The organism is Chitinophaga sp. LS1, from assembly GCF_034274695.1.
GTDB lineage: Bacteria > Bacteroidota > Bacteroidia > Chitinophagales > Chitinophagaceae > Chitinophaga.
In genome coordinates this window covers 6,444,105-6,463,270 of record NZ_CP128362.1, presented here as the reverse complement: position 1 = coordinate 6,463,270, position 19,166 = coordinate 6,444,105, and the positions used below count along the sequence as shown (strand labels likewise).

Annotated in this window: 17 protein-coding genes and 1 pseudogene; 8 read left to right on the top strand and 10 right to left on the bottom strand. The window is 43.0% G+C overall.

Translation table 11 applies throughout. The features are described from left to right. Window positions 1-264 precede the first annotated feature (264 nt). The 3 genes from QQL36_RS26485 to QQL36_RS26475 are packed head-to-tail and all read right to left on the bottom strand — an operon-like array spanning window position 265 to window position 1,417. Window positions 265-657, bottom strand: a complete 393-nt coding sequence (locus tag QQL36_RS26485) for a hypothetical protein (RefSeq protein ID WP_321567324.1) — start codon at window positions 655-657, stop codon at window positions 265-267. Beyond that, entirely contained in the window at window positions 654-1,196 is a 543-nt protein-coding gene (locus QQL36_RS26480; RefSeq protein WP_321567323.1) for an RNA polymerase sigma factor, read from the bottom strand. Before QQL36_RS26480 ends, QQL36_RS26485 begins: the two co-directional genes overlap by 4 nt. A 14-nt stretch (window positions 1,197-1,210) precedes the next feature. Next, window positions 1,211-1,417: a hypothetical protein gene (locus tag QQL36_RS26475; RefSeq protein ID WP_321567322.1), complete on the bottom strand. Its 207-nt coding sequence runs from the start codon at window positions 1,415-1,417 to the stop codon at window positions 1,211-1,213. A 146-nt stretch (window positions 1,418-1,563) separates the two neighbouring features. On the opposite strand from QQL36_RS26475, the gene QQL36_RS26470 reads away from it, so the two are divergent. Continuing rightward, window positions 1,564-1,788, top strand: a complete 225-nt coding sequence (locus tag QQL36_RS26470; RefSeq protein WP_083727745.1) for a hypothetical protein — start codon at window positions 1,564-1,566, stop codon at window positions 1,786-1,788. 15 nt (window positions 1,789-1,803) lie between these two features. Here the strand turns inward: QQL36_RS26470 and QQL36_RS26465 are convergent, their stop codons facing one another. Continuing rightward, a complete protein-coding gene (locus QQL36_RS26465) occupies window positions 1,804-4,128 on the bottom strand; it encodes a DUF1963 domain-containing protein (RefSeq protein WP_321567321.1) in 2,325 nt (774 codons plus the stop codon). A 59-nt stretch (window positions 4,129-4,187) separates the two neighbouring features. Here QQL36_RS26465 and QQL36_RS26460 point away from each other — a divergent pair, with 59 nt between their 5' ends. Further along, the gene (locus tag QQL36_RS26460) at window positions 4,188-4,415 is read left to right on the top strand and encodes a hypothetical protein (RefSeq protein ID WP_321567320.1); all 228 of its coding nucleotides are present in this window, start codon (window positions 4,188-4,190) and stop codon (window positions 4,413-4,415) included. Here the strand turns inward: QQL36_RS26460 and QQL36_RS26455 are convergent. Further along, window positions 4,402-4,776: a winged helix-turn-helix transcriptional regulator gene (locus tag QQL36_RS26455; RefSeq protein ID WP_083727739.1), complete on the bottom strand. Its 375-nt coding sequence runs from the start codon at window positions 4,774-4,776 to the stop codon at window positions 4,402-4,404. The genes QQL36_RS26460 and QQL36_RS26455 overlap by 14 nt on opposite strands. Before the next feature lie 103 nt (window positions 4,777-4,879). On the opposite strand from QQL36_RS26455, the gene QQL36_RS26450 reads away from it, so the two are divergent. The 3 genes and pseudogenes from QQL36_RS26450 (at window position 4,880) to QQL36_RS26440 (ending at window position 8,720) form a co-directional block, all read left to right on the top strand. Next, the gene (locus QQL36_RS26450; protein WP_321567319.1) at window positions 4,880-5,815 is read left to right on the top strand and encodes a quinone oxidoreductase; all 936 of its coding nucleotides are present in this window, start codon (window positions 4,880-4,882) and stop codon (window positions 5,813-5,815) included. 260 nt (window positions 5,816-6,075) lie between these two features. Next, window positions 6,076-6,471: pseudogene (locus QQL36_RS26445) on the top strand (GNAT family N-acetyltransferase); the annotation flags it as partial. A 329-nt stretch (window positions 6,472-6,800) separates the two neighbouring features. After that, window positions 6,801-8,720 carry a TonB-dependent receptor gene (locus QQL36_RS26440; RefSeq protein WP_321567318.1) on the top strand — a complete coding sequence of 640 codons (1,920 nt, stop codon included), beginning with the start codon at window positions 6,801-6,803 and terminating at the stop codon, window positions 8,718-8,720. 103 nt (window positions 8,721-8,823) lie between these two features. On the opposite strand, the gene QQL36_RS26435 is transcribed toward QQL36_RS26440, so the two are convergent. The 3 genes from QQL36_RS26435 to QQL36_RS26425 all read right to left on the bottom strand — a co-directional run bounded on the left by QQL36_RS26435 (window position 8,824) and on the right by QQL36_RS26425 (window position 11,736). Continuing rightward, window positions 8,824-10,155 carry an MFS transporter gene (locus QQL36_RS26435; RefSeq protein WP_321567317.1) on the bottom strand — a complete coding sequence of 444 codons (1,332 nt, stop codon included), beginning with the start codon at window positions 10,153-10,155 and terminating at the stop codon, window positions 8,824-8,826. Continuing rightward, window positions 10,139-10,855, bottom strand: a complete 717-nt coding sequence (locus tag QQL36_RS26430) for an HAD family hydrolase (RefSeq protein WP_083727729.1) — start codon at window positions 10,853-10,855, stop codon at window positions 10,139-10,141. Before QQL36_RS26430 ends, QQL36_RS26435 begins: the two co-directional genes overlap by 17 nt. Before the next feature lie 221 nt (window positions 10,856-11,076). After that, window positions 11,077-11,736: an alpha/beta family hydrolase gene (locus tag QQL36_RS26425; RefSeq protein ID WP_321567316.1), complete on the bottom strand. Its 660-nt coding sequence runs from the start codon at window positions 11,734-11,736 to the stop codon at window positions 11,077-11,079. Between the two features lie 72 nt (window positions 11,737-11,808). Between QQL36_RS26425 and QQL36_RS26420 the strand changes: the two genes are divergently transcribed. Both QQL36_RS26420 and QQL36_RS26415 read left to right on the top strand, forming a co-directional pair. Further along, complete coding sequence (locus QQL36_RS26420; RefSeq protein ID WP_321567315.1) at window positions 11,809-13,227, top strand: hypothetical protein; 1,419 nt, start codon at window positions 11,809-11,811, stop codon at window positions 13,225-13,227. A 346-nt stretch (window positions 13,228-13,573) separates the two neighbouring features. Next, window positions 13,574-14,233, top strand: coding sequence for a hypothetical protein (locus tag QQL36_RS26415; RefSeq protein ID WP_321567314.1), 660 nt, complete (start codon window positions 13,574-13,576; stop codon window positions 14,231-14,233). Window positions 14,234-14,238: 5 nt separating this feature from the next. Here the strand turns inward: QQL36_RS26415 and QQL36_RS26410 are convergent, their stop codons facing one another. Beyond that, window positions 14,239-14,646 carry an SMI1/KNR4 family protein gene (locus QQL36_RS26410; protein WP_083727721.1) on the bottom strand — a complete coding sequence of 136 codons (408 nt, stop codon included), beginning with the start codon at window positions 14,644-14,646 and terminating at the stop codon, window positions 14,239-14,241. A gap of 655 nt (window positions 14,647-15,301) precedes the next feature. After that, the gene (locus QQL36_RS26405; RefSeq protein ID WP_083727719.1) at window positions 15,302-15,925 is read right to left on the bottom strand and encodes a hypothetical protein; all 624 of its coding nucleotides are present in this window, start codon (window positions 15,923-15,925) and stop codon (window positions 15,302-15,304) included. A 45-nt stretch (window positions 15,926-15,970) separates the two neighbouring features. Here QQL36_RS26405 and QQL36_RS26400 point away from each other — a divergent pair, with 45 nt between their 5' ends. Beyond that, the gene (locus QQL36_RS26400) at window positions 15,971-19,132 is read left to right on the top strand and encodes a DUF4450 domain-containing protein (protein WP_321567313.1); all 3,162 of its coding nucleotides are present in this window, start codon (window positions 15,971-15,973) and stop codon (window positions 19,130-19,132) included. Window positions 19,133-19,166: the final 34 nt, after the last annotated feature.

Genomic DNA, 19,166 nt, shown 5'->3' with positions numbered 1-19,166 from the left:
ATCTCCGGCTCTGTTTTATTTTTTTGAGGAGGTGCTATGATTTTTTATTGGTGACGATACAGATTATTCGCCATAATTGGCATCGGAACCAAATAATGTTGTGGCGGTGACATCTTGTAATATGGCAATGCGGTCGATTTTTACCTGGAACATGGTTTGCTTAAAGCGGAGCACTTACTGCTCTTGTGAGGATCTGGCTATAGCAAAAGGTAGGGAAAAGAAGAATAAGTATAAGCGTTCTCAAAGTTGATATTTATTGGGCATTTAATGTATTAGAGCACGATAATACAGTGATACTGCTAATAGTGCTAATGCAGATATAACCAGTAGGAAAATAAGAAATATTTTCCATCCTATATGCACTGTTATCGTGTCTTCCGACGGCAATATGTTCACATATATTTTCCGCTGCTCTTTCCCATAGATCGCCTCGCCCTCCTGCACTATCTCCAGGAATTTCCTTCTCAGTTCTTCAGGTGGTGGCACCGCCGAGTTGATGGCCGCTTTTTCTATTCGCCGCTCCACTTCTTCCATTTCTTCCGCTAATTCCGGGAATAGCAATAATGCCCGGTTTAGATCCTCCTCTTCTTCAAGAGTACTGAATCCAAGGAAATGGCGCTCTATGATGCCGCTTGATATGTAATCGGTCGTATTCAAATCATTTTACTTAATTCTTTTCTTAATATCGCAAATGCCTCCCTAAGTCGGGTCTTCACGGTTCCCAGGGGAATATTTAACTGCTGTGCTATTTCTTCCTGAGTGTATCCCTGAATGTAAGACAATTCTATGAGTATACGATGTTCGTCCTTCAGGTGAGTAATTATTTCCCGCAGACCGTAATGATTACCCTGATCGGACGAAGCCAGTTCCATCACATGGTCGGCTATAGGGTTCATTAACCGGCTATTTTGATAGTATTTGCTTCGTATTGTATCCAGCGATTTATTTCTCGCTATCCTATGCATCCAGGTAAAGAGCCTTCCCTTATCAGGGTCGAAGCTGTGAATGTTTTGCCAGATCTTTACAAGGGTGTCCTGTAGCACATCAGTACTGGTTACTTCGTCTTGTATTATACCCAGAATTACACTATACAATGCACCTGCATACCTGTCGTATAAATACGCGTAGGCTGCTGTTTTCCCCTGTTTTAATAATATAACAAGTTCAGTCTCGGTGTATGTAAAAGCTGCGTCCAATAGTGGTTATAATATTATATATCTTGTTTCCAGAGCATACTGCCATCTGATAATCTGTAAATCGCCTGAGCTGTTGAAGTAGTCCAGTTAATACCATCATTACTTTGCCATACCTGCCCTTTCGGATCGATCTTGAGCCAGTAACTGGAAGAAGGATGCTTTGGCTGTGCATTGGAAAATAGTAATAATACAAGAGCCACCGAAATGGTTGATTTTTTCATACGGGGAATTTTTTGATATAACAGATACGGGGCGGTAGAGCGAAAAGTTTGGGGTGGCAAAAAAAAGATGCCGAACTTCGAAAAAACTGTCCGGATAGGGACAGCTGATGTGCGGGAGCGGGCAATAAAATTTATACATTTGCAATATGGAAGATTATGTAATAATTGTCAACCGCATCGAAGACCTGCAGTTAACAAAGGATATCACGGAGTTGGAGCTGATCTTTGACAGGGCAAAGCGCACCATTGTCGGTGGGCAGGATGTGATCCTTGTAAGACAGAACAGGAATGGTCAGCAGGAAAAGTTTCAGACTATTTCTAACCAACAGGATTTTGAGGAATACAGGAAGCAGGTATTTAAATGGCTTTGATCCTTTGGGCGGAGATCAGCTACTTTCTAACCCACAATATATATTAGAAAAGTCCTTCTTCTCCAAATCACTTTTGTGGATGACAAAATAAATTTCCCCTGCATCCCCAAAGCAAAATCCTGTCTTTCTGTCTGAACTGGCACGTAGTAGTACCATCCAGTCTTCCGGTTTCCCTCTCTTGGCATCTACGGCCTCCATTTCAGGGGTATCATGCTGTTTGAACACATAGGAGTTCATGCTATGCGCAGGCTTCTCCCTGAGTGCCGCTTCCAGCTCCTCCGTTTCGTCGTACATTTCGGACAACTCTGTTAACTCCGGATAGAGGGTACTGGCATTGTACAGGCTTGGAATGCTGGCATAACTACTGGCTATAGCGCGAAAAGGCGTAAATTCAGATTCCATATCCAGCTCCTTTGCCGATTGCAATTCATTCAGATCTCCATCATAATACACCACTTGCGGATCCAGTTCCTCCTGATCTTTGATAAAAAAGAAAAGCACCCCTATACGTGGCAAATAACCCTGTAGTGCTGCAATGTCCGCGCAATTAATTTGTGCGATGAACTGCATGCCTGCTGCTAACAGATCCACACCCGGAGGTAGATCAGGTAATCCACCAAAACGGTGATTGCCTTTTTGATCATAGGTGTCTTCTTCAGTAGTATCAAGTGCCACTGCTTTACGGCTACGACCAATCAATCCTTCTTTGAATTCGCCTAATCCTGTCAGGTTGATTTTTGTTTCTAATAGCTGTAACAACGCTGGGTCATTCTTTGCAAAGAAACGGCTATCGTCATATGGCCCTGCACCTTTGTAAGTGTAATCCAGCAGCTTTATTTTCTTTTCCAGTTCAAGGTTCAGTGTAGGAATATTTTCTAATCCGGCAGGTAATTTCTCCAAAGGATTGTGTTCAATATTCAGGTATGTTAACCTGGTCACTGAAGCTGGCACAGATGTCAGCTGGTTATATGATACCACCAGTGTTTCCAGTTTCTCTGGCAGGGTAGGGTGAATCGATTCTAGCTGGTTATGACTGAGATACAATTTCGTTAACTCCGGCAGCTGGAATATGTAAGGATGAATACCTGCTATCTGGCTATTCGATACACGGATGGTATCCAATGCTTTCAGATCTCCCAGCCATAGCGGTAAGGTTTCCAATGCTGTAACACCTGTAAGAGAAAGGTTTTTCAAAGCTTTCAGTCGTTTTACAGCTGTTGGAATTTCTTTAAAGTCGTTCTTATTTCTGAAATCAATAGATAAGCTTTGTAACTGTGTTAATGGGTAAATTGTTTCCTGCAGGATACCGGTGTAAGGGTCGGTCAGCCAAAGCTGATGAACGATTTCCGGAGGGGCGGTGCTCACTTCCTGGGCACTGAGAAAACGGTAGTTTGTCCAGTTCAGATCAGGCGTGATCTTTACAGCCAGTTTCAGGGGGTGTTCATTGAAATACGCCTGGATACCCAGCCAGCCATCCTGTAAGGTCACTTCTCCCGAAAGTTTCTGTATAAAATCAAAACCGCCTTTCCAGAGGTATGCGAGGTAGGAGGCTTCTCTTTCCTCTTCAAAAAGGAACTTACCGGTAGGTACACCTGCATTATAAATACCTTTGAAATAGAATTGCAGGTAAACCTTTTCATTACTATAGTCATCGGTAAGACCTGCTATATGCTGAGGCGCCTGTGCTTCGATTTTGATATACAGGGCGCCGTCGCCATCAGAAATAGAACACTGGCTTTCTCCGGTTAATGAAAATTGATGTTCGCCAATTTTCCAGTATTCATGATCTGGCACCACGAATGGTTCATATATCTTTACCACGGGAGCCTCAGGTTCCGCTGGCTTATATTTATGCATCATTTCATCAATCCCTGCCTGTTGTTTTGCCATAGCTTCCACAGGGTTTCCAAAATATTGCAGACTTTGGAATGTTTCATCAAAGAGTGGTTCGTAAAAGTCTTTTGAAACCGTATCACAATCGCCAATAATAGTATACCCATATACATCATTGATCTGTACCAGTCCAAAATAATAGAAATACCCATCTTCAGCATGGGCAGTTCTTATATTGGCTGTCAGTCCTGCTACGGGTAGGGTTTTATCTGTCATCACTTCAACGACACCGCGTTGTTCAAGACAGCTGGCACGGAAGCGGGAGAGGTGGTCGTCTCCATTATATTTATTATAAAAACTGAGTTCGGATAAACCAAGGGTGATAAAGGAAAGATAGTCGCCATCTTTTCTGTGTTCGGCAGTAATACTTTCCCAGGCTGTGCGTATGTACTCGTAAGTTGGAGGTAAGCTAACGCTGAATGTTTCTGTTGAGGTCGGGTTCATCATACCTCAAGTATACAAAATTATCTGGCACAATTATACGGGTGGTATATTAAACGATTATTATGGTAGAGAAAATAGCAGTTGACGGGAAAGATGTGTGGTTAGATATAGAACCACTGGAGGGGGATCTCAATGTGATCCCTACAGAGTACTTCATCGTCTCTTATACTACAAAAGAGCATGAACCAGGTAAAATATTCAATGGAGAAGATGGTGCTCCCAAACGATTTACTTCGCCTGTGGAAGCTGTGGAATATGCTGTAGAAAAATTGCCGGTTATTTTAGGCTAGTTATGTCCTTGATCACCCTATCCCTGTGATTTTTACCCCATTCTGCCATATCATCCAATATGGGTTTTAAAGATCTGCCATATTCGGTCAGCGCATATTCTACAGTAAGGGGTTTTGTCGCCATCTCCGTACGGCTGACGAGCCCGTTTATTTCCAGTTCCTGCAATTCTTTGGAAAGCATTTTCGGGCCTATCCCATCTACCAGGCGTTGCAATTCCAGGTAGCGGCGTTTGCCTGATCCAAGTATCCCCATGATCAACATTTTCCATTTACCGCTCAGTATATCCTGTGTATCCTGAATGGCTTTAAAATGCCGTTTGCATTCGTCTGATATGTGGCCGTTGGCTGCTGTGTTTCCCATAGTGCAAATATAGTTGACTTCCTGTAAGGGAAGTACTTCCCTTGCAGGAAGTGACTTTATTTTTGACGTAAGGCCCGGTAGCTTTGCTGGCAAATAGGAATGTATGATAACAAATGTTGTATTGATTGAAGAAAAAGATAAATTAAAATATCAGACTGTTGAACTGAGGCCTCCCGGCCCACAGGAAGTATTGATCCGCCAAAAAGCCATCGGGGTGAATTATGTAGATGTATTTTTCAGAAATGGTACCTTTCCTGTCGATGCCTTTCCTGCGCCCATTGGACTGGAAGCTGCCGGTATTATTGAGCAGGTTGGCGATGCCGTGAAGCAATTCGCACCCGGAGATCGGGTGGCTTATTATGGCACAGCTGGTGCTTATGCGGAACACAAGGTACTAAATGAAAATGAGCTGTATAAACTGCCTGATGATATTACTTTTGAACAGGCTGCTTCCGTAATGGTGAAAGGATTGACTGCACATATGTTGCTAAAAGCAAGTCATGAAGTAAAAGCCGGGGAGGTTGTATTGGTACATGCTATGATGGGAGGAGTAGGCTCATTATTGAGTGCATGGGCGCGGTCAATAGGCGCCACTGTAATTGGTAAAGTAGGAAATGCGGCAAAGAAAGAACTTGCTTTGAAGCGTGGCTTTCAAAAGGTAATTAATTTGCAAAATGAGCAGTTAACAGAAGTAGTGGATGTGGTATACGATGGTATTGGCAAAACTACTTTCCAGCAATCATTGGAGTTGATAAAACCCGGTGGCACTGCGGTATTATACGGTTGGCCATCCGGTATGCCAGATATAGATACGCAATGGATGGAAGATAGAAATATCCATTTTGTAACGGCTGTCCTGAATCACTATCCTGCCTATCAGGATAAAAGTGGGAAAGCGATGGAAGAGATCTTTGACCTGATCCGAAAGGGAGTGTTGAGCATTGAAAATCCGACTATTTATTCTTTAGCTGATGCGGCAAAAGCCCATGCAGATCTGGAATCCAGAAAAACGACAGGTAGTATTATTTTGCAACCATAAAAAATAAGTTATTTCATCTCAAAGCCATGTTTCTTTCTCCCAAAATGGCTTTGAGATGAAATGTAACTTTAACTTCAATCTCTCTTTAATTAGATAAATGCTTCCCTGAACTGCAAAGGTGTCAGCTGTGTCCTGGACTTAAAAAACTTACTAAATGACAGGGAGTGTTCAAACCCTATCTGTTCCCTGAAAGGTCTGTATTAAAAAAGCAGGATCAAACATACTGCCGATAGCAGGGGACTTACAATTATGACTTTGAGCCCAAAAACATGGAGTTTATGGAGAGCTGGTTTCATAAAAAGGCGGAATTGGGATTGCCCATATTCGTGGTAGAAGTAGATGGGCAGGTAGTAGGATATGGTGCTTATAGCCAGTTTCGGGAGCGGAATGCTTATGCTCATTCTGCGGAGCATGGTCTTTATTTTAAGAAAGATTTTCATGGGAAAGGTATGGGCCGGCAATTGCTGGAACGGCTCTTGTCAGACGGGAAGGAGCGGGGCTTTCACACGTTTATTGCTGTGATAGATTCTTCCAATGAAGGCAGTATCATCTTCCATGAGAAAATGGGTTTTGAAAACATTGGGAAAATAAAAGAAGTGGGTCGCAAAAATGGCCAATGGTTAAACCTGGTTTTATTACAAAAGATCATTTCTTAGTGATAATCTTTAGCGCTTTGCATCGAATGTAAAAACACTACATTAAGCGACTGGAAAAAAATGTCTCTTGGTGATATGTATGATCAAAAACTGGATATGCTACAGCAAATATTCCGTCAGGTAGGTATTTAACGTGGTGTATGATGACTCAATTTCAATTTTCTTAAAAATAAACACCCGAATTTCCCGCGCAATTGTCTACGGCAACTGCGCGGGAGATTCGGCAGGGGCCTGCGGCCGGCATGACTAAATTCAAAATGATAGACTACCGAATGATGAACTAATTATTTTTACTGTACCTTTGCCGCCCAATCAGTAAACCATACCTAATGTTTCCAAAATTAGCATTACCTATGGCCGCCAGCATGCTATATGCTTTGACGCTGCCGGCGCAGGACAAAATAAATGAATTAGACGCGGTTACAGTCACCGCCACAGTGAATCCGGTAGTGAGTTCTAAAACAGGTCGTAACTTATACGTAATAAAAGGAGAGGACATCGCCAGAATGCCTGTCCATTCAATAGATGAAGTACTCCGCTACCTGCCAGGTGTAGAAGTACAGGCCAAAGGTCCGATGGGCGCTGCCAGCGATATCGTGATCCGTGGCGGTACCTTCCAGCAGGTACTCGTGATCCTCGATGGTGTTCGTGTGAACGATCCGAATACCGGACACTTCAGCAGTTACATTCCTGTCAATCCTGCCGAAATCGATCATATCGAAGTACTGAAAGGCGCTTCCTCAGCGATCTATGGTTCCGATGCTGTAGGTGGCGTGATACACATCATCACTAAAACCTTTGCACACAATCAGAACAGCACACCCTCCAGAAAGATCACCGCAGGTGCTACAGGTGGCGCATACGGACTGTTTAACGCAAACGCAAATGCTTATTATACTACAGATAAACTGGCCGTTGATATCGGTGGACAAACCAATAATGCAGATGGTCAGCCGCAGCGTGGTATTGATGGATATTTTCACCTGCACACTATTTCCGGATCCGCCAGTTATAAACTGAGCGATAACTGGAAACTTTCTTACCGCCTGAGTTATGACGATAGAAAGTTCGCCGCGCAGAACTTCTACACTACTTACGTTTCCGATACCGCCAGCGAAAAACTTTCTACCTGGTGGCAGCAACTGAACTTGTCTTACCGCAAGAAGAATAATTCTTTTAGTCTGATGGCAGGCTATAAGAATATGAGCGATCACTACGTGTATAATTCTGTTTCTATTGCCAATGACAACCGCAGTAAGTTATTGCAGTCCCTCGCTACTTACGAGCATAAGTTCAATGACGATATCAGTTTTGTAGCAGGTGGTCAGTTCCAGCAAAAGAGCATTGTCTCCAACGACAGAGGGAATCACACCGTGAACCAGGCAGCAGGTTTTGCTTCCATGACAGCGACAGTACTTGATGTACTCACCCTGAGCCCTGCATTACGCCTGGACTGGGATGAGCGGAGTGGTTATGAGCTGGTGCCTCAACTGAATGCCAGCTATAGAACAGGTCAGTTCCAGATTCGTGGTAGCGCAGGTAAAACTATCCGTAACGCTGACTTCACCGAACGATACAACAACAATAACAAAGCACTGGTTACAAGTGGAAAGATCGGTAACCCTGATCTGAAAGCAGAAAGCTCCTTCAGCTATGAAGCAGGTGCGGATTATTTTGGCAAATATTTCCGTGTATCTTCTACCTTATTCCAGCGTAGGTACAATGACCTGATCGACTGGACCACCACTGCTTACGATAATATGCCTTACAAACATAACCTGTCACCTACAGGTGTATATTCACTGGCGACCAATATTTCAAAGATGGTGACCAGTGGGGTGGAAACTGATATCCAGTTTAACAGGACCTATCAGGAAAAGCATACCGTAAGTGCTACAGCAGGTGCTACCTGGTTGTATTCTGATATCCAGGAAGGTCAGCAGTCTTTTTATATCTCTTCACACGCACGCTTCCTGCTGAATGGTATGTTGTCATACCGTAACCAGTTGTTTGGTATAAGTGTAAATGGCTTGTACAAAGTAAGAGATCCCCAGGCAGCAAGTGGTATAGCTGGTATGGTCACAAAGGAATACTTTGTAGCGAGTATTAAAGCAGATGTATTCGTGATCAAAAATAAACTCAGCCTGAATGTAGAAGCGGACAACGTGTTTAATAAAACATATGCGGACCTTACAGGTGCCCAGATGCCGGGACGATGGTTGATGGGTGGGTTTAGAGTAACTTTATAACTTTTAATAAAAACAGGATGTATCAAAAATAAATGAACCTCCTTAGAACAGCATAAATGGAAACCTGGCTCCATCAGGTATCCGAATGAAAAGAGCGTGTATCTTACTTTTGATACACGCTCTTTTTTCTGTATAATAACCTTGCTATTGATAAAAGTGCGACAATGCATAACAACCATAATGGACGGCTATTCAACTCCCCTGAATCATGCGGCATGAAGATTGAAATAAGCGGTAAGCCAACCCCACCTCCCACAAAATAGGCAGTATTAATCAGGCTGGCGGCAATCCCTAAATGTTCAGTAGGTACATGCTCCATGGCTATCACTGTATACCCGGTATAACAAAGCGTCATGCCTATCCCCGCGATAAAGGCACCACCTGCCAGCAAGAAAACTAAATGATGGATCTGTACTGCAATGACCAGCGAAACAGCGCCCATCAGCATTGCCACTGCACCACCCATGGCTATCTGTTTAGGAGAAAATTTCAATGATAAAGCAGGTAATCCAAACCTTCCTAACAATATTGAGATGATATTGAATGGCATCATGAGAAAACCGGCCTCCGCAGGGGTAAAATGAAAGTTTTGTTGCAAGAGAAAACTCATCAGCAATAAATATCCTGTAAACAACGCGCCTAGTAAAAAAAACAATAAAGTACCTTTCCGTAAAGAAGAAAGTATCAACACCTTCAGATCTAATAATGGTGCTGGCTGGGTTTTAAGCCTGCTATATAAATAATAAGCAGCTACTATTAAAACAATCACAGAAATCAACAAATAGCTACCTTCAGTAATTTTCGACAAACAAATCATGCCCAACACCAGCGCAATCGCAGCCGGAATATCCGGCAACCTGCTATCACTCTTTGTATCCTTTTCCAGATAGAGATACGCAATTACAAGGATCACCAACAGTATAGGCACATTCATCAAAAACACCCACGACCATCCCCAGTAATTGGCAATAATCCCACCTACAGACACACCACCCGCAGCCCCTGTGGCCGCAAAAGACCCAAAGATGCCCATTGCCTTCCCGCGTTCATGCGGCTCTTTAAAATAGTAATTGACAATAGAAAATGCAGATGGCATTAATAACGCAGCTCCCAATCCCTGCAATGCCCTGAAAAGGATCAGGGTATTGAGCGAATGTGACAATCCAGCACCCAATGAGGTGATCAGGAAGATACCACATCCCGCCATAAAGATGGTCTTTCTACCAAGGTAGTCAGATAATTTACCACCCAGGATTAAAAAGCTCCCATAGATCAGGATATAGATACTTTGTATTTTATAACCGGAATCATTACTTAATCCGAGGTCAGCTTCAATTTTTGGCAATGCCAGATTTACGATGGCAATGTCGAGGGCTTCTACAAAAATGCCCATAGAGGCAATTGCTAAGACAAGGTTTTTATTTAGTAACCGCATTTTGTTCCGGCAGTAGTTTGGCGAGTGTATCAGTGATGGTGGTGAACTCATAGAAGTTCGGATGATTAATTGTAAAGTCGATGCGTTCATGTTCCCACGTGGTATGAAAAGGAATATGGCCGCCAAAACCACCCAGTGCAAGTACCGGCAGTACGTCTGACTTCAGGGAATTGCCCAGCATCATAAATTCCGCTGGCTGTATATCCAGTCGTTTGATGAGCTTTGCATAATCATTCTCCTGTTTATCACTCATAATTTCAATATGATGAAAGTAATGTTCGATACCGGAGAGGCGCAGTTTCCGCTCCTGGTCCAGCAGATCCCCTTTGGTGGCTACTACCAGCCGGTAATGTGGCTGTAGGGCCTGCAATACCGTTTCAACTCCTTCCAGCATAATCACCGGCTTACTGAGCATATCCCGGCCTATCTGAATGACCTTACCAAGGTAGGCAGCGGGAATATTGTTTTCTGTGATCCTTAGGACCGTTTCCAGCATCGAAAGGACAAAAGCCTTTACTCCATATCCATAAAGGGACATATTGTCCATTTCGGTCTTAAAAAGCTCTTTAATGCTTACATGCCTTGGCAGGAAGTCTTCCAGCATAATGGTAAACTGATCTTCCGCTTCCCGGAAGTAGGTTTCATTTACCCACAAAGTGTCGTCTGCATCAAATGCGATGACTTTAATATTGTTATGCATAATTTCTTTAATTATAATCGGATGGCAAAACTATTATCTATTTTGTGCAAAACCGGGACATTTGTCCCAACTAAAGAAAATGCTTAGAACAAATACATATTTCTTGTCATTTGCGGAAAGTTCGGCTGAGCAGAATATAAAATGCTTTAACGCAGGGGAGCGGTTGATGGTTCAGGACAAAAATGCCCGGGAGATCTTTATTTTGAAGAGAGGAGGGACCATTATATTTTCTTTTTCACCCAATCTTTTGTAGCAGTCGTGAGCAAGGGTATCATATCCTTACGCTTACCGGCTTTAAAAGAGTGATCCGCGCCTTCCAGTTTTACTAGGGTGGCTTTCTTTAAAGACTTGCATACTGTTTCAATCAGATCCCAGGTAGCCAGGGTATCTTTTGTGCCCTGCAGGAACAGCATCGGTACTTTTACTTCTTTTAAATGTTCCGCCCTGTCTATAGATGGTTTGCCTGCGGCATGCAGGGGGAACCCGTAGAAGATCAGGCCGGTTACATCCTTTCTGTGGTTCACAGAAAGATATTGGGATGACATACGGCCGCCAAATGATTTGCCTGCTACAAATAGAGGGAGGGCAGGGTACAATTCTTTCGCTTTATCGATAGCGGCGGTTATCGCTTGCTGAGCGACGGCAGGGGAGTCAGGGCGTTTCTTTTTTTGTTCTGTAAAAGGGAAATTGAATCGGAGGGTGGCAATGCCCGCATCTGCCAGTGAAGTGGCCAGTGCTTCCATAAAAGAGTGGTGCATGTCTGCACCTGCGCCATGTGCTAGTGTCAGGATACATATAGGCTTTTCCGGCAGGGTGCAGATAGCAGAAACGGCTCCGGGCGCCGCAGATATAGTTAGTGATAATGATTTTATTTCCAGCATGGAACAAAGATAATGATATCCCGCTTTATGGATTTTCTTAACTTCTGCATCCTATTAGAAAATGTATCTCTTATGAGAAGATGGATAATATCCCTGATCCTTTCTATGCCTTTAATTGTAGCTTGCCAGCATACCAAATCTAATAAGTATGATGGGCTGTTGTATCAACCCGCCGATATGCAGGAACTGAAGATAACAGCTGACTCGCTGAACCTCCGTTACCTGCAATGTGTTCCTCATCCACAATATCATTCCCTGCCGCAGAGCCATGGGCTATGTTACAATTTAGTTGTCAAAGAAAAGCAACATTCTCTCATAGAAAAGAGATTGAATAATGCTATTTCTCTGAAGGACCTGCTGAAAGAATTTCCGGAGGTTGAAGTGAAAGATACTTCGAATATCGTTGTTGCTTATGCTACTGAATATGATAAGACGGAGGGGAAAATGCACACTACGTTGATTTATGGCAATGCGAATGGATTTGAAAGCGATGAGCTGGACGTGCAGCCAACAGGCAAATGGATCTGTATTCCCGGTGGATCTTCTTACGAGGATACCACCCAATATTATATAACAGCCATCTTGCTGGATAAACCATTTACGAGCCTATTACTTCCAAAGGAATATGCAAAGATGATCCAATACGTGGATTGTATGGTGGATACGGGTACGGCTGTCATGGTAGCTCAAAAATACGGTAAAGATGACAATAACCAGGCATTTAATAGTATCAAAGAATATGTGCGTAAGCAAAAACATAATGGGGAAAAGAACTGGTACTACCTGGATGGTGCTGACCTGCAATTTATTCATGATGAATATGACATTAACAGACAGGTCCGGAAATGGATGGATGATGCGGTGAAAAGTGCACTGGATAGTGGCAATGGAGGAGACGGACTGGAAGAAGTGGCGAGCGGAATTTATTCTAGGGATACGGTTTTGCTGTTGATGCGCTCCCGAATAGTAGTGGGACAATGTAGTCAGGATAAAGCACCCATTGAGCATGCACGAAATATTGCAGTCATGGCTTCTAAGGCACACCAATGGCCTGTCTTTATCAGGGCACACCTGGATATCATGAATGATCGTTTTTACCGGAATACGGATGGTAGTTACGCACAGGCAGGGCGTGGTACATATCTTCGTGAGTTGGAAGTGCTGGATATTCCTGCTCAACAGTTATTGCTAGGTTCCATTTTTCGGGCGACAGATATCCCTGATAAGCATTATTATGGTAGTTTAGGCCGTATTGGCCGTGCATTTACAGAATCAGCAAAGGCGGGTGAATTTGAAAAGCAGGTGAAGAAAATGATAAAGGATAAAAACCTGGATCCTTTTAATCAGTGTCTGTTTAGTATGGTGTATTATAGCTACTGCAACTGGCAACCTAATGCTAGTGACAGGATAGCGAAATTAAACGATTTTCAAAAAGAAGCGACTGCTTGCCCTGCGTATATTAGAGCTGTGTTTAGGTCAGAGGAGCAATGATTGCATGGATAAGATGAATGTTAGATGATTAATGATGGTATGAATAAGATAATTGTCAGACGAGTAATGATAGCATGGATAAAATATCGAAGACTGTCTGACCCGGTAGTACCCTATAAACAGGTATCTGGATGTTAAACTTTTTACATAATTCCCGTATACTTTCATCAATCTGTTCATTCGAATATCGTGATGAAAAATGCCCCAGAATCAGGGCTTCAATCTGAATCTCCGCGACATTGCTGAGCACATCTCCCAGTTTACTATGTTTATTGCGATTAGATTGAATTTCGACCTCATCCCCTAAAAAATTAGGATATTAGCAGCATTAAAGCAAAGATCGGCTATGACATATTTCGAGCAAATCAGGCATTTATATGGTATTGAAAAGCAGGAGCGATTTGGTTTTGAAGTGGGAGAAATAGAGCAGCCATTGCCATTGGTATTAAAAGAGTATTATCTCACATTAGGGAAGCATGACGCTGTCAACTATTCTCATAATAGATTATTGAAGCCTGATCAGATAGGGTTTTCGCAGGATGAGTACCTGATCTTTTATGAAGAGAATCAGGGGGTGGTATTTTGGGGAATAAAACAATCAGACCTCGCATTGCCCAATCCTCCTGTATATGGGAATTATTCTGGTGATGAAATGAATCCTGACTGGCACCAGGAATGTGCTACTACAGATGGGTTTTTATTATTGATGGCAGTGTATAATGGCGTATTAGGAGGGCTGGAATTCAATGCAAATTCATTTGAAATGGTGCCGCCGGAAACGGTTGCTTATGTACAAAATACTTATGTAGAATTAAAGGAGATCTCTCATGCGACACAAAGAGTGTTTACACTTGATTATGAAGAAATGGTGAGTTTGTCTTTTGATAAGGAGGGAAATTGTACGGGTGCGTTTATTGGTACAAATGATGGGGGGCGGTTTGATAAAATGCTTGACCAGTTGGATATTGAGTGGAGTTATATTTCTTTGGAGGATGAGGAATTGTGATTATTTTAATACAAATTATACAATCCTTTATCAACACCGCCGTTCAGGTATCGAACTAAAAAATCCGCAAATGAATTCTCCCGCCATTTATAACCTTCAATAAAATAATCGTTCCGATCTTCTCCATTGATCGTAACCGCCCATGTGTCTGAATAAATCATGTATTCTGCAAATTCAATATAGTCGCTTTTTAGCTGTCCATTCTCAATGATCTCTTTTAATGGCAATATCCTGAACATTTCATTTTCCTCTTCCATCTCACTATACAAACTATAAAACGTTCTCATCTCATCAGGCAACTGAAACCCTGTTATAAACTCAAATTGCGCTACTTCACCCATTTTGGCAGGTACCAGTTTAATGGAGCAATCTTTTATCATTCGTTCAATAACAGCCGAAATAGAATTCTTCATATCACCTAAAATAACAAAAAAAGCACACCTACAATGGTGTGCTCAAATACCTTTCAAAAAATTAATACGTCCTTAACAACTGATCTATCCGCTGTCGTCCATCACTATTCCTTACCAACTTATGACTCGCGCCCGGTTGCTGTATATACTCCATCGGTCTTCCTAATACTTTCAGCGTTTTATACAACATCTCACTCTGTGACTGTCCAACCCAGAATCACTCTCCCTGCTAAAAATGAGCAAAGCGTTTTGATATTTAGGATTTTTATCATGAGCGATAAACGGTCTGAATGCCCAGTTGGATCATTGATGGATTTCAGTGGTAACTAATAGTGGATTTTCAGTTGGATGATAGGAGGATTTCGGCTACACAGATAGCAGATTCCCAATTAGATCATAGGGCGATTTCGGCCATAAACCATAGATATATTCCTGGGTTCAATCATTGGGCTATTCCAATCACAAACAATGATATATTCCCGTTTTAAACATAAAGGTACTCCGACTATAACCCGTAGGTATCCCGTAGATAACCCGCATCTATATAGATACGGGTTATCTACGGCTTATAGGCGGGATATAGGCGGCTTATAGGCGGGTTACCTCCCTGAATGCGCTATGGATGTGCTAAAGAGGAATAGGTGGAGAATTCTCACTAATTATTCAACATCACCTGTTTTTTCACCAGTTCCTGTTTTTCAGAGTTGAGATCCACATCATAATAGAAAATGGTATCATTCTCCATGACCACCCTGTCCTGCAATTCCTTATCTGATAAATAATCACCTCCCGTAGGAATCAAAAATGGATCATAAAGCAAGACCCAGGCATTGTTTTTAAAAGTATAGGTATACATCTGGTACACATTCCCATTCTCCGGTGCCTGATATACCGTGAGTTCCTCAGCCCCGTCATGATCCAGGTCGCCCTCGTTGAACAGTCTTACTTCGCAACAACCGATTTTGACAGGAGGCAATGCAGGATCGGAAAATTGTAACCCTAATTCATCAGCAACCCCATTCTCCACCGGATTACCATGACCGGCCTTTGTTATGATAGCCCAGACGTCTTCTGTTTTTCCATCACCATTAAAGTCACCTGAAATCTTAGAACTATCTGTAGTGGTTTCATGCGGATAATCTTCTGCTTCATCAACATTCGTCGAATCAGCGGCAATAGGTGGTGCTGGAATAGAATCTGTGCCGGTGGCAGCCTGCTGTGTGGTTTGATTACAGGCCAGTACTGCTAACATGGCAATCAATAAATATCTTTTCATCATAGTGATTTATGGATGATAAAAATATTTATTTTATATTGTATTGTTATGAAGAATTACACCATTTGTTTGCTCCTGTTATTCCATATGTATACAGGAGTGGCCCAGAAATCAGGTGATTTTATTGAACAGACTTCCTATAACGACGATAAAAGAGGCACCCCCAGGACCCTGCAATACCATCCGGAAGGCCACGATTTTGTCTGTATGAACGGTAAAAACAGGTATACCCGGGCTTTGTACGGAGGTCCGACGGCCTTCAGACTGGAAACCAGTGATCGCCCCGTATTTGCAGCATATATTGAAAAGAACAGCCAGCATATCGGCTTTTGGATAGATATACCCGGCAAGCCCTCCAAATGGCTCGATTCCACTTCTTTTTGCGAAGCCCGTTACAATGCCGGCAAAAGAACTTACTTCCTGAAAGATAAATCATGGGGAAAGGGGGAGCTGCGTATCTCCGTATTAGCTTTGTATGATAAAGAAGGTGCTATCTGGAAAATTGATTACAATAATATGCCTGCAGGGAGTGAGATTTCGGCAGGCATCACGAAAATACGCGCACAAAAGTTGTCCCGTTCCGGTGATATGGGGGCAGATCCTCCCGGTGTATTTGAACCTGCTGACAACCCGGTATATACCAGTACCTGTCAGTTGAAAACCAGTGGTTATATCCTTTTGAATGGCCTGCAATTATCAGCTACCAATGCCACTGCTATTTACGAAGCGACTGAAAAAGATAGACTACAACTGGCGGAACGTATTCAGATCGAAACCCCGGATCCATATATCAATCCTATTGGTGGTGCATTGGTCATGGCTGCTGATGGCATATGGGATGGCAAAAGCTGGTTACACGGGGCTATTGGTTGGCGTATGCCACTTACCGGTTGGCGTGCAGCCTATGCGGGTGATTTTTTAGGCTGGCACGATCGTGCCCGGATCCATTTTGATGGCTATGCTGCCAGTCAGGTCACCACTGTACCTAATACCATTCCACACCCTGCGCAGGATACCGCTCTGGATCTGGCACGTGCCGTCAAACAATGGGGAACGCCTATGTATAGCAATGGCTATATAGCCCGTAATCCAAATCGTCCGGATCAGATGCATCATTATGATATGAACCTGGTATACATCGACGAATTGCTCTGGCACCTGCAATGGACGGGAGATCTGGCTTATGCAAAAAAGATCTGGCCTGTGATTACCAGACATCTGGCCTGGGAAAAACGCAACTTTGATCCTGACAATGATGGTTTATATGATGCCTATGCCTGCATATGGGCCAGTGATGGTATGTATTATAATTCAGGTGCCGTTACTTATTCATCGGCTTATAATTACCGCGCCAATACACTGGCAGCCGCCATCGCCGAAAAGATAGGAGAGGACCCGCAACCTTATCGTACTGAAGCAGGTAAAATACTTACAGCAATCAATACTCGTTTGTGGCTAAAAGATAAAGGTCATTGGGCGGAATACCAGGATTTTATGGGGCTAAAACGCCTGCATGAAAGTGCAGGTGTATACACTATTTACCACACTATTGACAGCGATGTACCTGATGCCATACAAGCCTTTCAGGCCACCCGATATATTGATACAGAAATTCCGCATATCCCTGTAAAAGCAAAAGGGTTAAAAGATGAAGGATATGCCACTATCTCTACGAGCAACTGGATGCCTTATACATGGAGTACCAATAATGTGGCCTTTGCAGAAGTGATGCATACCGCATTGGCATACTTCCTCGCCGGTAGAAATGTAGAAGGTTTCAGGCTATTTAAAAGCTCCGTATTGGATGGAATGTATTTGGGGGATAGTCCGGGTAACTTTGGCCAGATTTCATTTTACGATGCTGCCAGGGGCGAATGTTACCGGGATTTCGGAGATGCTATTGGGATCGCCTCCCGCTTGCTGATACAGGGGGTATTTGGCATTCGGCCGGATGCGTTGAATAACCGTGTTATCATCAGGCCGGGATTTCCTGAAGCATGGCCATTTGCTTCCTTAAAAACACCGGATGTAACCTTTCAGTACAAGCAGGAGGGAACTTATGATACTTATCATATTGATACGCATTTTCCAATACTTGAATTGCAGGTACCCGCAAAAAAGGATCGTATAAAAAGCATACTGGTAAATGGCAGACCGGCCAAATGGCGGCTATCTCAGGCTGTAGCCGGTTATCCGCTGATAGCTGTTACTACGCAAGCCTACAGTGCCGATATCGTTATTGAATGGGAGGGTAGTGATATAGTCATACCGTCGATAACCGGCGAACAGACGACTTTCAAAACCGTCACACAGGGAGATATGACGTGGCTGGCAGCAGTACCGGTACAACCAGTAGAACTTGTACAATCTGTACAACCCGCACCAGCAAGGCATGAAACTTATACTGCATTCTCTCACGTCATCCCTGAATTGTGCGAGCCACTCAACATAGATACACAATGGAATGCTTCCGTTACTGACATCTTCAAAAATGAATATCGTTCACCACGCTCTCCTTTTACCACACTTGAAATTCCCCTGCATGGAATAGGAGAGTGGACGCATCCTAAGATCACAGCTAATATTGACGATGCCGTATTAAGAAAAGACACGGTATTAAATACCAATATTGGTGTGCCTTTTCGCACATCAGGCAAAGCATCCAAAAAAGCATCAGGTAACGAATCTGGAAACGATACCGCAAAAGTATCGGGTAACGAATCCCCCAAAGACATCGCATTTACCTCTTTATGGGACAATTACCCTGACAGCATTCAGATAAAATTGAATGGTCATGCAGAACGTGCCTACCTGTTACTCGCCGGTAGCACAAACTCAATGCAAAGCCGTATTGCAAATGGCCGGGTAACCATTACTTACACAGATGGTACAAAACAGATACAGGACCTGATTAACCCCGAAACCTGGTGCCCTATAGAACAGGATTATTTCACTGATACCCTTGCGTTTAAAATGCATCAACCCAAACCCTGGCGCCTGCATTTTAAAACAGGATATGTATCTCAGGACCTTGGCAGTGATCTCCAAATCAAAGGTGTTTATGGCCGGGAAATCGAAGGAGGAGCCGGTATGCTCCTGGATATTTTATTGGACGCACATAAGGAATTGAAAACCCTCACCTTAGAGACCCTTTCCAACGATGTGGTGGTCGGCTTGATAGCTATCACCTTGCAACGTATTAATAAATAAACTAATTTAGCGCCGCAATTTATTCCATAAACCT

What these genes read in the sequence shown, in the direction of transcription:
- QQL36_RS26475 (WP_321567322.1), bottom strand. Translation starts at nt 1,417, where the DNA reads ATGAAAAAATCAACCATTTCGGTGGCTCTTGTATTATTACTATTTTCC.
- QQL36_RS26470 (WP_083727745.1), top strand. Translation starts at nt 1,564, where the DNA reads ATGGAAGATTATGTAATAATTGTCAACCGCATCGAAGACCTGCAGTTA.
- QQL36_RS26465 (WP_321567321.1), bottom strand. Translation starts at nt 4,128, where the DNA reads ATGATGAACCCGACCTCAACAGAAACATTCAGCGTTAGCTTACCTCCA.
- QQL36_RS26460 (WP_321567320.1), top strand. Translation starts at nt 4,188, where the DNA reads ATGGTAGAGAAAATAGCAGTTGACGGGAAAGATGTGTGGTTAGATATA.
- QQL36_RS26455 (WP_083727739.1), bottom strand. Translation starts at nt 4,776, where the DNA reads ATGGGAAACACAGCAGCCAACGGCCACATATCAGACGAATGCAAACGG.
- QQL36_RS26450 (WP_321567319.1), top strand. Translation starts at nt 4,880, where the DNA reads ATGATAACAAATGTTGTATTGATTGAAGAAAAAGATAAATTAAAATAT.
- QQL36_RS26440 (WP_321567318.1), top strand. Translation starts at nt 6,801, where the DNA reads ATGTTTCCAAAATTAGCATTACCTATGGCCGCCAGCATGCTATATGCT.
- QQL36_RS26435 (WP_321567317.1), bottom strand. Translation starts at nt 10,155, where the DNA reads ATGCGGTTACTAAATAAAAACCTTGTCTTAGCAATTGCCTCTATGGGC.
- QQL36_RS26430 (WP_083727729.1), bottom strand. Translation starts at nt 10,855, where the DNA reads ATGCATAACAATATTAAAGTCATCGCATTTGATGCAGACGACACTTTG.
- QQL36_RS26425 (WP_321567316.1), bottom strand. Translation starts at nt 11,736, where the DNA reads ATGCTGGAAATAAAATCATTATCACTAACTATATCTGCGGCGCCCGGA.
- QQL36_RS26420 (WP_321567315.1), top strand. Translation starts at nt 11,809, where the DNA reads ATGAGAAGATGGATAATATCCCTGATCCTTTCTATGCCTTTAATTGTA.
- QQL36_RS26415 (WP_321567314.1), top strand. Translation starts at nt 13,574, where the DNA reads ATGACATATTTCGAGCAAATCAGGCATTTATATGGTATTGAAAAGCAG.
- QQL36_RS26410 (WP_083727721.1), bottom strand. Translation starts at nt 14,646, where the DNA reads ATGAAGAATTCTATTTCGGCTGTTATTGAACGAATGATAAAAGATTGC.
- QQL36_RS26405 (WP_083727719.1), bottom strand. Translation starts at nt 15,925, where the DNA reads ATGATGAAAAGATATTTATTGATTGCCATGTTAGCAGTACTGGCCTGT.
- QQL36_RS26400 (WP_321567313.1), top strand. Translation starts at nt 15,971, where the DNA reads ATGAAGAATTACACCATTTGTTTGCTCCTGTTATTCCATATGTATACA.